At 44.6% G+C, this 14916-nt stretch carries 13 protein-coding genes; 3 read left to right on the top strand and 10 right to left on the bottom strand.

Going from position 1 to position 14916, the window contains the following annotated elements:
- Positions 1 to 105 precede the first annotated feature (105 nt).
- Complete coding sequence (locus MKY87_RS20585) at positions 106 to 1149, bottom strand: 2,3-butanediol dehydrogenase (RefSeq protein ID WP_310337782.1); 1044 nt, start codon at positions 1147 to 1149, stop codon at positions 106 to 108.
- A 116-nt stretch (positions 1150 to 1265) separates the two neighbouring features.
- Here MKY87_RS20585 and MKY87_RS20580 point away from each other — a divergent pair, with 116 nt between their 5' ends.
- A complete protein-coding gene (locus tag MKY87_RS20580; protein ID WP_340965928.1) occupies positions 1266 to 2177 on the top strand; it encodes a LysR family transcriptional regulator in 912 nt (303 codons plus the stop codon).
- A 115-nt stretch (positions 2178 to 2292) separates the two neighbouring features.
- Here the strand turns inward: MKY87_RS20580 and MKY87_RS20575 are convergent, their stop codons facing one another.
- The 4 genes from MKY87_RS20575 to MKY87_RS20560 all read right to left on the bottom strand — a co-directional run bounded on the left by MKY87_RS20575 (position 2293) and on the right by MKY87_RS20560 (position 6741).
- Positions 2293 to 4047 carry a methyl-accepting chemotaxis protein gene (locus MKY87_RS20575; protein ID WP_340965926.1) on the bottom strand — a complete coding sequence of 585 codons (1755 nt, stop codon included), beginning with the start codon at positions 4045 to 4047 and terminating at the stop codon, positions 2293 to 2295.
- Positions 4048 to 4348: 301 nt separating this feature from the next.
- Positions 4349 to 5701, bottom strand: a complete 1353-nt coding sequence (locus tag MKY87_RS20570) for an amino acid permease (protein ID WP_283945629.1) — start codon at positions 5699 to 5701, stop codon at positions 4349 to 4351.
- 137 nt (positions 5702 to 5838) lie between these two features.
- The gene (locus MKY87_RS20565) at positions 5839 to 6120 is read right to left on the bottom strand and encodes a hypothetical protein (protein WP_340965925.1); all 282 of its coding nucleotides are present in this window, start codon (positions 6118 to 6120) and stop codon (positions 5839 to 5841) included.
- A gap of 165 nt (positions 6121 to 6285) precedes the next feature.
- Positions 6286 to 6741 (bottom strand): GNAT family N-acetyltransferase, encoded by a 456-nt coding sequence (locus tag MKY87_RS20560; protein WP_338591164.1) that lies wholly within the window; start codon positions 6739 to 6741, stop codon positions 6286 to 6288.
- Between the two features lie 255 nt (positions 6742 to 6996).
- Between MKY87_RS20560 and MKY87_RS20555 the strand changes: the two genes are divergently transcribed.
- Together MKY87_RS20555 and MKY87_RS20550 are read left to right on the top strand one after the other, a co-directional pair.
- On the top strand, positions 6997 to 7572 hold the full coding sequence (locus MKY87_RS20555; RefSeq protein WP_340965923.1) for a GNAT family N-acetyltransferase: 576 nt from the start codon (positions 6997 to 6999) through the stop codon (positions 7570 to 7572).
- Complete coding sequence (locus tag MKY87_RS20550; protein ID WP_340965922.1) at positions 7569 to 7916, top strand: DUF1801 domain-containing protein; 348 nt, start codon at positions 7569 to 7571, stop codon at positions 7914 to 7916. The genes MKY87_RS20555 and MKY87_RS20550 overlap by 4 nt, the downstream gene beginning before the upstream one ends.
- Positions 7917 to 8523: 607 nt before the next feature.
- On the opposite strand, the gene MKY87_RS20545 is transcribed toward MKY87_RS20550, so the two are convergent.
- The 5 genes from MKY87_RS20545 to MKY87_RS20525 all read right to left on the bottom strand — a co-directional run bounded on the left by MKY87_RS20545 (position 8524) and on the right by MKY87_RS20525 (position 14696).
- Positions 8524 to 9828 carry a DUF1963 domain-containing protein gene (locus MKY87_RS20545; RefSeq protein ID WP_340965921.1) on the bottom strand — a complete coding sequence of 435 codons (1305 nt, stop codon included), beginning with the start codon at positions 9826 to 9828 and terminating at the stop codon, positions 8524 to 8526.
- An 86-nt stretch (positions 9829 to 9914) separates the two neighbouring features.
- Positions 9915 to 11087, bottom strand: a complete 1173-nt coding sequence (locus MKY87_RS20540; protein WP_340965919.1) for an MFS transporter — start codon at positions 11085 to 11087, stop codon at positions 9915 to 9917.
- 116 nt (positions 11088 to 11203) lie between these two features.
- Positions 11204 to 11755 carry a MarR family winged helix-turn-helix transcriptional regulator gene (locus tag MKY87_RS20535; RefSeq protein ID WP_133386488.1) on the bottom strand — a complete coding sequence of 184 codons (552 nt, stop codon included), beginning with the start codon at positions 11753 to 11755 and terminating at the stop codon, positions 11204 to 11206.
- A gap of 200 nt (positions 11756 to 11955) precedes the next feature.
- Complete coding sequence (locus MKY87_RS20530; RefSeq protein WP_340965917.1) at positions 11956 to 13134, bottom strand: alanyl-tRNA editing protein; 1179 nt, start codon at positions 13132 to 13134, stop codon at positions 11956 to 11958.
- Between the two features lie 506 nt (positions 13135 to 13640).
- Positions 13641 to 14696, bottom strand: coding sequence for a hypothetical protein (locus MKY87_RS20525; RefSeq protein WP_340965915.1), 1056 nt, complete (start codon positions 14694 to 14696; stop codon positions 13641 to 13643).
- Between the last annotated feature and the right edge of the window lie 220 nt (positions 14697 to 14916).

The raw sequence follows: 14916 nt of genomic DNA, 5'->3' as shown, positions 1-14916 counted from the left end.
ACAGAGATTGAAATGGAAAAACAGACCGATCATCTTCATGAACGGTCTGTTTTACGTTTATAAATGATCAATCAGCATTTGAAATGATACATCGCTCTTGATTTTTTAGCCGCCAATCTCCACCAAAATCTTCGCATGACTCTTGTCGCTCATTAACAGCTCAAGCCCTTCCTGAACGATGTCGTCCAGTTTGATTTTCTTGGTGATGACTTGTTTCACATCGAGCGACCCTTCTGCAATCAATGAAATCACTTCAGGGAAAATGTGGCGATATGCCAGCGTTGCCGTTAGATTCGCTTCTTTGACCAGAAGATCGAAGAAGTTCACTTGAAGCGGGTTCGGAATGGCTGCGATGACAACAACTTCTCCACCTTTTTTGACAACCGCAATGGCGCTATCCATCGTTGGTTGCACACCTGCTGCTTCATAAGCCACATCAATGCCACCCGATTGTTGCAAGATCACCTCTGTTGCATTGACTTTAGCACTGTTCACCGGAATCGCTCCCAGCTTGGCTGCCAAGTCCAAACGTTCCTCAAATACATCAACTGCATAGATCTCAGAGGCTCCTGCAGCTTTGGCAGACAGGATGGTCAATAATCCAATTGGACCTGCTCCATATACGGCTACTTTGTTCCCCACTTTCAGCTTGCTGTGACGAACCGCGTGAAAGGCTACTGCCGTAGGCTCTACGAGCGCACCTTCTTCGAAAGATACGTTATCCGGTATGGGATGAACCATGTATGCTTCAACAACAACATACTCCGCAAAACCACCATCACCATTCAGTCCAACGAATCCAAATTGAGTACATTGGTTATAGCGCCCCTGGATACAGTACTCGCATTTTCCACAATGGTACAATGGCTCTACCACAACTCGATCCCCTACACTGATACCGCTTACATTACTTCCCAATTCACTCACGGTTCCTGCAAATTCATGACCCAATGTCAACGGTGCTTTCTGTCCTGAGAGCGGATGATTCTCGCCTTCTTGAATCCCCACACCATGATGATAGGCATGCAAGTCACTGCCGCAGATCCCCGCATATTCCACTTTGATTTTGACCTGACCCGCTTGAGCAACCGGAACCTCCCGCTCTTCCACACGCACGTCTTTATGGGCATACCATACTGCTGCTTTCATGAAGTTCATCCCCTTTGTATGATTGTCTATATATTATATCGCTGTTCATGTATTATTCATATTTATAGATACTAATGTTAACATTAGTTGTATTAATGCTAAACGGAGATGAAATCATGAATCTGGAACAGCTCGAATATGTCGTAGAAATTGCGAAAACACAATCATTCTCCGCCGCCTCGGAGCATCTGCATGTCACACAATCGGCGATCAGCCAATCGGTTCATCGTCTGGAGAAAGAATTGGGTATCATCCTGTTCGAACGCTCGCGGCAGGGTACTCATCCCACTCCCGAAGGCAAACAATTCATTGCCAAGGCACTGGACATTTTACAGCGGATTGATGAATTAAAATCCCTGAACGCAGAAGCCTCCTCTCTTAGCGGAGAGCTTCATGTGGCTACTTTTCCAAGTGTCATGCCCTATCTTGTCCAGTCTGCTGCGGATATGAAGCGTGAGCACCCGCAACTTAACATCTCCATTGAAGAGAAAGGGTCCATGGAAATTATCGAGGATATTCGCAATAACAAGACCCATCTGGGCTTTATCGCGATCTACGCCAAACAGCTGCGGGAATTCGATGGACTTCACTTCAGTCCCATGTACTCGGGTAAGCTAGTAGTCGGTACGCATCACCTGTCTGAACTTGCCAAGCACCCCCGTGTTTCACCTGATCAATTAAAAGAACACAAGCTGGCACTCTATCGAGATGGTTTCATCGAAGACTTCATCAAGGAATTCACCTATGATCATGGATCTCTGTCCATTCTGTTTAAAACAAATAATTCAGAAGCCATCAATATGGTATTACGAAATGATATTGCCGCCACGATTGGTCACGACTTTTCCTTTCACCAAAATCAATTATGGAAAGAAGGTCTGGTGAAGATGGTTGAGATCGCTGGAATTGATCAACCGAAAATGCAAATTGGCTTCGTGCAGACAGAGTCCAAGGAGTCCGCCGTAGCTGCAGAACGATTCGCCCAACGCTTCAGACAGGCGATAGAGCTGGATCATTTAAAAGTTTAAATCTAAAAAAAGTGCTCCACCCTTTGAAGGAAGTTTGGGATGAACACCAACTTCTCCAAGAGCGGAACACTTTTCTAACTACCTCTTGCGTTACTATTACTACACCTTACTCAAACTATACTTTAACTTTACGTACAGCTTCACTCATCTCGTTCGTCTGCTGCTCCAGCATGGTGGAGGTCTGCGCCACCCTGTTGAACATGGCCGACTGTTCACGCATTAAGCGATAGATCTCATCCGAATGATCCGATACCCCGGCTGATATCTGCGAGATCGTATTGACCGAGGCTGCAGCCTCTTCCGATCCTGCCGAGATTTCCTCTGCCGCAGCGGAGACTTCCTGAATGCGGCTGGTCACCAGTTGGAACGCATCAACTACATGAGCGAAAGCTTGCTCCGCTTCTGCGGTAATTGTAACACCTTGTCCAATCTCGGTTGCAGTAACCCCCATCTGTGAGCCAATCAGCTGTGATTCTTGTTGAATACGAAGCAACAAGTCGGAGATCCGTTCCATGGATGTGCTTGAGGCCTCAGCAAGCTTCCGAACTTCATCCGCCACAACCGCAAAACCTTTGCCGTGTTCTCCTGCATGTGCTGCCTCTATGGATGCATTAAGCGCAAGCAGCTTGGTCTGACTCGCAAAATCACGAACCGTGTGCAGGGCACCACCAATTTCCTGGGAGTAATTGTTTAGCACCTGGACCATCGCTACAACTTCACTTGAGACATTTGAGATGCTCTCCATCTGTGTTTTCATCAGTGTCATGCTCTGTTTACCGGACTCCGCCGTAGAAAGCGCACTTGTTGCTGCATCCGATACAACCATCGAGGATTCGGAAATATCCGTTATGCCTTTTGCAATCTCTTCCATCGCGTGCGCGCTATCGCTTGCACCCTGCTTCTGCGTATGTGCACCTTGCCTAATCTGTTCGACAGATTGATCAACCGTCTTGCCCATCTCAAGCATCTCTTCGGTACTGCGATTAAATTCCTTCGTTGATTCGGATAAAATATCTGTGGTTACTGCTACGCCTTCAACCATGTTACTCACAATCTTATTCAAGTTCCCGGACATATGTATCATGGCTTGGTATGTGGTTCCAATCTCATCTTCACTCCGCAAACGATACGACGTCAAAATTCGGTTAGCTTCTGCAAGCTCACCCTGTGCCATTTTTTCCACACTCGCCTTCAGCGGTTGAAGTGGTCGCAGTCCCCTTACGATAAACCACATGACAACAGCAATGCCTATAAGTGTAATTAGTAGCAATAAGGCATAGAAGGGAATACTCGATTTCATAATATCCGATTCAATGCTTCCGATGACCGATACCGCCGTATCGATACCAATTACACCTGTTACAGCGCCATTACTATCCAGCATGGGAGCGTAAGAGGAAATATAGTCGCCGTACTCCTCATTGTTAATGATTGAAGAACTGGCTGTTTGCCCCTGCAACAGCTTCTGCACAGCCTCCTGAGGGACATCCGTTACTTCATTAATCGGCGAGGCTTTATCTGTATCCTTCATGCCATCCACCATAATAAGTGGCGTACCTTTGTCGTCTATTTTGACGAAATACACATACATTGCACCAATGCTTACGCGAAAGTCATCCAGTTCATCACGAATCTTCAAGAATTCGTCATTCTCCTTGGGGTCCTTGGCAAACTCGGCATAAGATGCTGTATCCAGCTGATTCACATAACTCTGAGCAATCTGGATGTTGTAACTCGAAATGGCCTCCTGCGCAGCTAGTTTCATATTGGCCACCTGTAACAGCATGCTTCCAACGGCTATAATCGTAATGACCAGTGTAACTACTGCAACAATGCGCACAACCAAACGTTTTCTAAAAAAACCAATCATCCGCTCCTCTTCCTCTCCCGTGAACCCAAGCCTTTTTGACTAGGCGCTACCCAAAAAACGCATGCTTGAAGCACTATGTATGGGAAAATAGTAAACGAATATGTCGAATTAGGCAAGAAAATATTGGGTTTACATAAAAACGCTATCATGGCCGTGGTAGCTTTGTTGGATGGAACTACATTCAGCCTTGATTTCGGAAAAATCGTTTCAGTTTCCTGTAGCGAAAAATGATAGAAAAAAACACCCCGGCGCAAGCGCCAAGATGTCATGTTGTTCTATATTTGCATACTACCCATCCATACTAAACTGTTCGTCCATTCGTCCTCCTGAATCGAATCAGGGACCAGATAATTAGCAACGCGAGTACGGCAAGACAGATGCTAATGCTGAACCGATTACCTTCATCAAACACAAACATCACCGCAATCACACTGAGACATAGTACCACGACTCCGGTTATGTAAGGGAATCCCCAAACTTTGAAGGTCGGTTGAACCGGATATCTCTTCCGCAATTTCAACTGTGAGGAGGCAATACAGATCCACACAAGGATTACGACAAACCCCGGAACGGCGAGCAATACGCGGAACAGTTGATCCTGCGCGAACAGGCCAAGCATGGAACCTCCGAGCAATACAACCGCGCATACCAGCAAGGTATTTACCGGGCTACCGCTGCGATTTGTCTTTGACAATGCCTTCGGAGCTTCCCCGCCCACTGCCATGGAGTGCATCATCCGGGATGCACCATAGATCCCTGAATTCGCAGCAGACAGAACTGCCGTCACCAAAATAAAGTTCATTATGTGTGCTGCTCCCGGCAGTCCCGTGGAGGCAAGCACTTGTACAAACGGACTGCTTTCCGGCCCAATCTCATTCCACGGGATAAGACCACAGATGATGAGAATCGGCAAGGTGAAGAACAGAATAATTCTGAGCATGAAATTGCCCACGATTTTGGGCATCACTTTTTCTGCATTTTCCGTCTCGGTCAGGGTCAGACCAATCAGCTCCGATCCCCCATAAGAGAACATGACCACAAGCAGTGCCGAGAAGATCGATGACCAACCGTTCGGGAAGAACCCTCCCGCTTGCGTGTAATTTTGCAGATATGGCGTGTTGTCACTTGGGATAATGCCAAAGATCAACCCTGCACCCAGGAAGATAAAAATAATGATCATGGCAATTTTGATCCCGGCCAGCCAAAACTCAAATTCCCCGAACACACCTACACTGAGCAGGTTAACCAGTATAATGAACGCCGCACAAGCCAGACTCAGCATCCACAGCGGTACTTCTGTGAACCAATACTGCAAAAAGCTCCCGGCAGCAATCACCTCAATGACACATACCGATAACCATAGAAAGCAATACATCCATCCCATAACAAAGGATACTCGGCTACCGAATGCTTCCTGCACGAAGTCTTTCATATTTTTGTTCTTGTACACCGTAGCCATCTCCGCCATCGCGGCCATAACAACCAGCAGCAATAATCCGGCAAAAATGTACGTGACAATAACGCCCGGACCTGCGAGTCCGATCGTCTCTGCACTGCCTTTGAAAATTCCTGTTCCAATGACACCACCCATAGCCATAAAACTGATGTGTCTTGGTTTAAGCTTCTTCTGTAGTGTTCCTTCTGTCTGAGCCAATTCAAGTCCTCCTGATGTAAAAAACGTCTGTAATGCTGTCTTGTTTCATAGACATAATGTCCAGTATACCCTATTGTCCATCAATCAGCCCAGAAGTTCCTTATGGCCAATTCATCCCAAACATTTATGAACATAACCTATGTTTTATACCCCACAATGGCACGGAGCAATCTGTGTACAATACAGGTTAGCAAACTGTACATTGCCCCATAAATAAACCAAGCCCCTATGTTACTACCCATTGTTGAAAGATCACTCGCGATATACAACAAAGGCAGCATAAAAGATATAACCAGCGCTCCCAAGAGTCTAAACCAATTGGCAAAATAACTGCATACTCCAAGCACCACAGCAATTATTGGACATAACACCAAGACAGCAAACAGCGGATTCATATGATCGAACCACCAATATATCATGCACGACTCCCTCCACATTCTTCGTCACAAACCACGTTGCTTTAATGCTGTATTATTGAGTTTATTCTACTCTTTTTCCAACTTTTAAAATGTACGATATGATGCAAAATAAAAAAACCAGCATCCTGTAAAAAAACAGAATTCTGGTTTCTCATTCTATTCCACTTAGATTGTTTTTGTCATAAACGTGCTGTTCGGGTCCAATATATAATCTGCGAATGGTTCGCAATATTCGAATCCGAAGTCTTCGTACAGCTTCCGTGCCGGGATAAACGAATCCATCGAGCCCGTCTCCAGACTGATTCGCTTATAACCACGATCTACTGCAACGTCCATAATATGAGCCAAAATTTTTCTCGCTACGCCTTTTCTCAGATGAGCCGAAGCGGTACGCATCGATTTCAACTCTGCATGCTCTGGATCAAGTTCTTTGATGGCCCCGCAGCCGAGCAAGTCGTCTCCTTCCCAAGCACACCAGAATGTAATTTCGGGCTTCTTGAGTCCATCCAGATTCAACGCATGAATACTCTCTGGAGGCGAATCGGCTGCCATCCCTTGCAAGTGCTCAGCGATTAATGCCTTAACCTGTACTCCACTCAAATCATCCACTTTAATCTCCAAAACGTACCACTCCCGCCGACATTTTTATTGGTTCTATCACTGAATGTATATCAATCATTTCATCTTACTACCGTGTCAGGTTTTATGACAAGAGGTTACTTTTATCCACTAAAATACGCTATTGTGATTCACCTGTAATTTCCAGTATGATGAGGCTATCATATGCCAAAGGGGCGAGGTCTATTGCGAAATATACATAGAGTTAAACGTGGAACTAAGGTGAAGCAAGCTTAACTTAATTTAAAGGAGACCCCTATGACACTAACAACGGACAACCTGTTTTATAGCAAACGATTAAAGATGACGCCACCACGCTCTGAAGACGTGCAGACCATGCTGCAATGGAACGAAGACCCGGAGTACCTTCGGAATGTGGATACTGATCTGGCCATTCCCTATTCAGAGAGACAGTTGGAAGATGAGGGCGAAACGAAGAACAAGGAAGTTTACTTCAGACTTCGCACGCATGAAGAGGATATGCTGATTGGTTTTGTCGTCATTCATGGCATTGAATGGAACAACCGTTGCGGACAGCTTGCCATTGGCATCGGACTTGCCAAACATCGCAACAAGGGATATGGCACGGAAGCGTTGAATCTTATTTTACGATATGCATTCCATGAAATGAATCTGGACCGAGTTGGTCTCGATGTCATCGCCTACAATGCCAAAGCAATCCGTTCCTATGAGAAGGTTGGTTTTCAGTTGGAAGGTCGGGCACGCTCAGCTGTATTTCGTGATGGTAAGCGTTACGACCGCTTAATGATGGGAATCCTAAGACCAGAATGGGAAACACACAATCAGATCCATACGGAGGGTGAACAAGTATGACCAAGAATGCAGAAGTTACTGCGTTTATTGAACAGATTCAGATCCCCTGGCAAATACAAGTCTCTGAACAATTGCGCGAGTTAGTGCATGATACCATCCCTGATGTAGAAGAACGCGTGCAATACAAGAAACCTCATTTTTTGAAAAACGGAAAGTATGCTGCGGTCATCTCGCCATCCAAACAGGCCGTGTCTTTCACCATCTTCCATGCAACTGGACTCGATCTCCCCGATGGGATATTTGAAGGCCCGGAGGAACGTAAAACGATCAAGCTCAAGGAAAAAGATACACCCGATTATGAATGGTTGGCTGGTTTGTTAAAGCAGGCATCTGCGGAATTGTAGACGGATGTAGTGAAGAGGCACATACGCCCCAGTAGTAACTTAGGTGGTAATGTGCGAAACGTATGGTGTGGGCCGTAATGTGCGGTTGGTATGTATGGGGTGAGTTTAGGGTTAGGGTTAGGTTTGTGGCAAGCGCTAACGAATCGGACACACCTTATGTCGCAGTTAAACTGGCATATGAAATTCTAACGAATCTCAGCAGTCTTATTACAGAAATCCCCTTCGATTTTCTTCGAAAAACCATGACAATTGGAGAAATAGAGTGGCTATGATTCGTTAGAATTCTATACTGCTTCAAAATCGCCCAATAAGACGTGCCAGGTTCGTTAGACTGTGTGAGTACGACAAGCGGCCTCTGCACGTAGAAAAAACAACCCATTCTCACTCTGGCGGCTAAATAAATAGCATAAACGACTGGCTGTAGCAAAAATATCTCACATCCATCCTGCGCAGGGCAAAGGGGCATCCCATGAAGTTCCAAGAACTTCGGGATGCCCCTTTGTTATAGTCTGTCTACTACTGTCATTCCAACCTTAACAGCGGTGTAATCTTATAATAAGATGACTACTTATAATTGCTTATAATGTTTTATACTCGCTTCCACCCATCAAGATTGCTGGTATGATACGGCGGTCATCTGACACGGCTCACATATGAACATATAATACATACCCTCACCATATTCCTCAACCTCGCCCCAATCCAGTTGTGCGACAGCCTTCATTTTCGCGGAACAGCGTGGACATGGTGGGTACTCCGCATCTTGAACCCATCCTGGATGGCCGCCGAACTGAGATAGCGATGGCTCCATCGCCCACTCACTGGCATGGAATGCATGACGCGATGCATTCGCAATCCGAAACTGCCGGCCAACATCCGGTGCAAATTTACCATAGTCGTCCAGGTCAATCTCGTCCATTCCCGCAGGCATGACGTTATGTGAACTCCATAACGGTTCCCCTGCTGCGTCCAGCTCCATGTAAACCACACCGTAACTGCTGCATATCACGCATGTCTGTATCTGAAGTCTCTGGGCATGCCAAGACACGTCTTTCAGAGCGGGATGCGTAACATCCAGACTAATTAAAGTGGTTAACGCATTGCCACACCATGGACAGCAATTGGTGCTTGAGGTCAGCATCGAGAGTGATCCTCCAGTTAACTCCACGTTAGGCCCTTCATTCTCTTTTACTTTATAGAGTGAATAACTTGGGGTGGTGAATAATTCTCTGCGCTGCCCGTCTTTCGTAAGCTCCCAGCCAGCATCAGTGGTGTAATGCTCAGGTGCCACGTACAATTCACTCGCCCAAGATGGCGGAGACTGTCTCCATTGTCGGAACTGCTGCACGACAACATCATCCCCGATATGGGCCAGCATGAGCAATATGTGATTCCGATTTTCATCATCGGTGTTCACCTGCTGCAAGAGACGATCACGAACCTCCCCCGAGGCACTTTTATACAAAATAGCAGGATAATAGATCTCCTGTTCCAGCAGCTCTGGAATTTCGGCAGTCAACGATATATCATGGTAGCAGACCAGATATACCAGAATGTCTTTGCCCGTATCTTCATCACCTGTACGAATCCGTTGCATCGCGTAATCCTTCATCTGATCTTGTTGCTCTACAGACAAGGATAGATATACTTGTTCCTCGGATTGTTCATAGGGTGTATAACGAATTAGTGGATCGCGAACCTGAGGTTTGTGCATGATTTTCAAAACTTCGACCGGGTCTGTGATACCTGCATACAAGTTCACGTCACGTCGATTCGCTTCAATGTATCTCTGGCGCTCCTCGCGTTCCATCTCCTGCTTGCAAGGCATGCAATACCCACCTGTTCTGGCAGCCGTTGCTGGCAAAATGGTATTTGCACACCCCTCCCGTATACACGGAATTCGTTCTGTCATCTATAGGTACCCCCTCTGCATGTAGTGGCTATCATTGGAGTATATCATAGTAGGAATTGGCCTCCATTTAGAGAACGGATAGTCAATTAGGATGTTATCCGTTCCTGAGTTGCTTCCGTCGTCCCTTTCCCTATAAAACAGGCTGCCGTCAGCCCGATTACCAAGACAAAAGCAAGCATCAGAAACGTGAGCAGATAACTGCCGCTTCGCATGAATTGAATGGAGAGGATTGGTGCAATACTTGTACCGGCAAACAGAATAAACGTATACACTGAAACCGCAATTCCCCGTGACTTACCTCCAAGCTCACCCACCAAAGCTACCAAAGAAGGAACCGACACAGCGATCCCGGTCACAAAAAGTAAACTCATTAGGATAAGCAAAGATAAGTTGGTGAAGAAGCCCATACATGCGAGTCCAACCACCGCCATTGTAAGTCCTAATCGTAGAACCGAACGTACACCGAGTCGCTGAGTTAATTTCCCTGCAAAAGGCGAAACAAGCATGCCCAGTATACCTGCTGCACGAACGTACAAAATCTGCTGCGCACTTAATCCAAATTCAGGCCCGCTCAAATAACTACCAAGGACACTATACATGCTGACAAAGGACATCAGCAGAACCAGAGCCACCACGTAGCTCAACCGTAATTTGGGCTGTTTCAGTACAGTGCCGATCTGTAGAAGAGATTCCCAGATCGAAGTGTCTTTTCCTCGTTTGATCTCATCTCGCGGCAACAGTAACCAGACTACCAATGAAGTAATCAAGTACACAACAGCCAGCAAAACAAATAGTGTGCTCCACCCGTATTGCTGACTTATTATGCTGCTAATGATTTGGCCTACAATGCCAGCTACCAGAAATCCGGTACTGATGAATCCGATCGCCGTCACTCTACGATTCGCCGGATACATCTCCACAGCATACGCCAATGCAACCGGAGAAAAAGTGGCCGCAGCTGCCCCCTGTATTCCCCTCAACACAATAATCCAGGCAAAAGAATGTACCAGACCCAGCATGAATGAAACGAACGATAATATGAGCATGCCGATCAAAATCACTCTTTTACATCCATACTTGTCAGATATCGCGCCATACATTAAACACCCTACTGCAAACCCTAGCGAAAATATACTGCCCGCGCCCGAAGCCTGGGTTGGTGTTATTCCAAATTGATCAGCAAACACGGGGATGAGCGGAACTGTAACATATAGACTGGACATGACGACCAGACCAGACCAACATAAAATAATAGTCATGATGAGATAATTTCTGGAGATAGCTCCAGTTTGCATTAATTTCGACATCGTACACCTCTATAAACTTTAGTATCAATCATTTTAGTTAGATAATCTAATTATATATCCAAAAAAAATTATCTCCCCATACCCAGCCTCTTCTCTATGTTTGTATTTAATTTTAATAAAACCTTCTCCAATACGTCCCTTTCATCCGGCTCCAGGTCCTCCACGAGGGATTCACAGGTGGACCAGAACGAAGGTAACACTTTTTCTACCAAGTCCCTACCTTCTGGTGAGATGCGTACATGAACACTACGACGATCCCGGGCACTTGATTCCCGAATAATCCAGTTCCTTTTTTCCAACCAATCCAGCAATGCTGTGACAGATGCCCTGCGAATACCGAGACGTTCTGCCAATGTCGATGGCGTCACTTGCGTGTTCCCCTCATGCAGGGTTAAGAGTAGTAACAGATCAAACTTGCTCTCGGTAATATCATACTGATCCAGATTCAGATCCATGACATCCAGTATGTTATCGCCAAACCAAAGTGAGAGCAAACCTATATAGGCTAACTTTTGATCCGTACCTTTCGTTGCCGTCTTTTGCATCAGTTCTACATAGGGTTCAGGCCCCAACTTAGGGAGTGGTTCTGTTGTATGTTCCCTGTTATTTTTTCCTTTCATCGTGACCTCCGCCAATACTCGTTATATAATTAGATTATCTAACTAAATGTGATTTTATCTCAAATTACGAGAATTTACAAGTTCAAAATAGATCAGTTCATAAAAACACATCTATCCACTGCAAAAAAAGCACGCCACATCGTGACGTACTTGAATTTAAATTTGCAAACATTCGCTATCTCTAGCCGAGAAGTTGTACATCAGTGATGTCCCAACTGGTCCTTGGTGAATTCGTAAAAAGCAAGCGCATCTTCACTGCTGGAAAAGCCTGCCTGAGCCATCTTTTCACTGCCGCCACCTTTGCCATTGTAGGCTCCAAGATTGCCTTTGAAGAAAGGTCCACAAGCCCATTCGGGCGGTTGTCCGTTCTGTGCCAAAACAACTTTGGCCTCTGAGATACTGGCAAAGAGTACAAGCCCCTCATGGTCTGCCGTTAGCTTGGTAGCCAGGCTCTGCATATCCTTGAGCGATTTGTTTTCAAAGACCTGAGCAATCACCAGCCCCTGCCGAGCGGCAAGAAGTTCCTCCGCATAATAGGCATCATTGGTTGTTTTTACTGCATTAAGCTCAGTTTGTAGCTGTTTTTGCTCCAGTTCCATTTTCTCAATGCGCTCCAACAATTCGTCCTTGCTGGTCTTTAATTTAACCATGATGCTGTTGAGCACGTTTTGTGTGGATGTGAATTCATTCAGAGCTCTTGTTCCACATTTGAAATAAATGCGGGTGCCACCCTTCACTTTTTCGGTTTTCAACAGTTTGATGATGCCGATCTCACCTGTCGCCGACACATGCGTTCCACCGCAGGCGTTATACTCCACACCCTCGATCTCGACGATGCGAATGTCCTCCGTTACCGTAGGTTGCTTCACCAGTGGCAATTGTGCGGCCTCTGCTGCTGTAACCCAAGAAGTGTTGATACGAGCGTTACGATAGATCTGACGATTCACTTCTTGTTCAATCGCGGTCAATTGATTCGCGCCCAGCTCAGGCGCAGCCACATCAATCGTGTCATACTCCGTTCCAAGATGGAAACTGAGCGTCATCGCTTCAGCCAGCTTCAGAGTGATTGCCGATAACAAATGCTGACCCGTATGCTGCTGCATATGATCGAATCTTCGCTCCCAATCCAGCTCACAATGTACCTCGTTCTGTTCAGGGGTGCGTTCCACCTTATGCCATACTTCACCATCTTCGATGTTCACATCCAGAACAGTGATGCCGCCAATTTGTCCCAGATCACAAGGTTGTCCGCCCCCATGCGGGTAAAAAGCAGTCTCCGCCAGCGTGACATATACGCCGTCTTCCTTGTCCAATTTGCCTGTAATCGTTGTATGCCACTCTCTTGTATAAGCAGAGTCATAATAGATTTTTTGCGTCATTGAATCATCCAGATCCCTTCTCGTTCATATAGATACCAATTCTGTTGCCGTTTGACATGTAGCATTACACTTCAAGAGTATCCTTATATCCGCTCTCAAGCTTACACTATTTTACATTATCAAGCCAATAGCACTAGAGTAACAGTGTGATAGAGCTCAAACGCCTACTCAGTATGCTGAGCGCGTTGTTCTATCCATTGTCTAAAATCCTCTTTAGATCAAAGGAAGTGCAGTCTTAGGGTTGGAAGCGGGCTATAATCCGTTTATTAAACATGGTTATGTATCGGTGATTCAAGCGTGCAGAGAACAAGACATTCGGAAGGAAATTGGAGGCTCATTAGTTGATGCGAAGGGGAGCTAAGTCCGCTTTCTCTGGCTTCCCCCCTTTAGATGCAGCTAATAAATCGCTATCTGTGGAGTGTCAACATTAAATCAGACAACTTTTTTAAAGGCTTTTGGTTTACTAAATACGCGTCACAGATCCCTATAACTCATACCTTTATACATTATAGATAATAATGACTCAGGAGCTTTTCATTGATCTCCACACTTTCCAACTTTGAAATTAAGTCGCTTAATGCATTCTCTTCTAGATTTTTGATTTTTTTCATTTTTTCCATTATAGAAGTTACAGTAGTGGAGTTTTCATTTTTGTTATATATTATAGCCAAATTTCTTAAAATTTTTAAATCCGATTCAATTTCTGAATATATTTTTATAAGCTCGTCAGCATCGTCCAAATAATGATGTTCTTTCAGGTAATTTAATCTATTCAACATCACAAGCTTATGCTCCCACAATGTATGAAAGATTCGAATGTCAATCTTTTCCCTTAATGTACTAACTTGATTACTTAAATATTCAATAATATGATCATAGATAGATAATCCAAAGATCCAACCAGAAGGAGTGCTCATAGAACGATAATGATAAGATGAATTGAGACTGAATCTAAGCTCCTTCAAAGATCTAATAATTAATTTTAGATCAAAGTGATAGCTATGCTCTTCGTTATAAGATAATAAAGATACATATTCTCTATTTTTAGTTTTATCACAATTGTTAAAAGCTACTAGTAACTCTTCAAAGCCTACCTCATATTCTCCGAATATAACATTTGAATCATAGCCTGATACATAAAATTTTAATGTCTCTTTGTTATAGCCGAAAATTAACATTTCATGGGGCAAAGCATATTTTTTATACGCCTTTTTATGGGCAATATAACTTTCATCCACATACAAATGAATATATTGATTTTGATCAATAGAATCACAAATAAAGCTGATGATCCCCCCCATATATTTTTCCAAGAAGCGTTGATTGATCTTTTGATAAGTAATGAGAGGACAACTCATAAAGAAATCATACCAAGGCAAGTTAGATGTATAAAACGAAAAGAATTTCCCTTCTGGAAAGTTCCCAGCACAAATTAGTTGAATATAATTACTGTAAAACCAATCTTCAGATTGTTTATGCTGCATTACAATTGAGAGTGGATAGGCATTACATAGGTAGCCATGCACAGAAGGTCTTATCATTGGCAGTTTTATATCACTCATAACTTCTACCTCCGTATTATTTTTCAAAAGCATAACATTCATAGAGATCCTTGAATCGTTATAGAATTCCTCCACTACGAGTGCTTGCAGGCAGAACATTAAATTTTTCACTATAGTCTACGTCCACGCACTCCGTATAAGCATTCTAAGATTCTTCCGCCAGATACGCTTGTGAGAAATCTGATCGCTTGTGCAGACTCTTTACTCCTATAAGTATATG

The organism is Paenibacillus sp. FSL R7-0198 (assembly GCF_038000415.1).
GTDB lineage: Bacteria > Bacillota > Bacilli > Paenibacillales > Paenibacillaceae > Paenibacillus.
Note: the sequence above shows the minus strand (reverse complement) of the source record. Positions and strands in the feature narration are given on the sequence as shown.